This is a genomic window from Pseudomonas sp. AKS31 (genome assembly GCF_023634765.1).
Lineage (GTDB): Bacteria > Pseudomonadota > Gammaproteobacteria > Pseudomonadales > Pseudomonadaceae > Aquipseudomonas.
This window is the reverse complement of the sequence record NZ_JAMLFX010000006.1, coordinates 100,039-100,949: the sequence shown is the minus strand read 5'-3', so window position 1 is coordinate 100,949 and position 911 is coordinate 100,039. Positions and strand designations below refer to the sequence as shown.

Annotated in this window: 1 protein-coding gene; it reads right to left on the bottom strand. The window is 60.5% G+C overall.

Annotation, left to right across the window (positions count from 1 at the left end; all coding sequences use genetic code 11):
* Positions 1-227: 227 nt before the first annotated feature.
* Positions 228-854 (bottom strand): class I SAM-dependent methyltransferase, encoded by a 627-nt coding sequence (locus tag M9827_RS18045; protein WP_250606449.1) that lies wholly within the window; start codon positions 852-854, stop codon positions 228-230.
* Positions 855-911 lie beyond the last annotated feature (57 nt).

The following is a 911-nucleotide window of genomic DNA, read 5'->3' as shown; positions in this document are numbered from 1 at the left end:
CGCGAGCCGAAGAAGGATCAAGTCAACAACGACCCTCACCCTAACCCTCTCCCGGGGGGAGAGGGGACTGACCGAGGTGTCTGACGCTATCCATCGACCTGAAAAATCGAGTCGATTATGGGTTCAGCTAAGTTAGATCCGGTCGGCGTACTGCTTGAATATCCCCCAATCGGCTCCCTCTCCCTCCGGGAGAGGGCTGGGGGTGAGGGGCTTTTCTCTGACTCGACTCAAGCCTTACGCCAAACGCTGGCCAACCAAGGCTGCTGCTCACGCGGCAGCCCCGCCGGGCGGTAGTAATGCTCCAGCTCGACAAACCCCGCGTCCGTCAACAACCTCTGCCACGCCGACAGATCGTGATACGAGCCATAGCGCGGCCCGTTCCAGCCTTCGCGGTTATCCCCACGCGGATTGGAGCTGAACAACACGCCACCGGGCTTCAGCGCGCCATGTAATTGCTTGAGCACCCGTGGCAATTCCTGCAGCGGCACATGAAACAACACCGCGTTGGCGAAGATGCCGTCAAAGCGTTCGGGCGGCAGATCAAGTTTCAGAAAGTCCTGCTGCAACACCTCGCAGCCACTGTCTTCACGGGCCATTCGCGCAAACTCTTGAGAGCCGTCGAGACCCACAGCGACGTGGCCCATGCGCGTAAATGTCTGCAGATCCCGCCCCGGGCCGCAGCCGAAATCCAGAATCGTGAAGGGCGCCGTGCCCTGGATATGCCGCAGCAACGCATCGATGTTCTGGCTGACATCGTGATCGCGGGTGCCTTCGCGGAAGTCTTCGGCCACTGAGTTGTAATGGCCGAGGGTGGTGGCGGTGATCTGTTCGAGATCGGTGGGGGTCTGCTTCATGGTCGAGGGCTGCACGGGCAAAGGAGATTTGCCGAATATACGCCATCGGGTTCGGGG

Bases quoted from the DNA above. Each gene is read 5' to 3' on its own strand.
- M9827_RS18045 (WP_250606449.1), bottom strand. From the start codon at position 854: ATGAAGCAGACCCCCACCGATCTCGAACAGATCACCGCCACCACCCTC.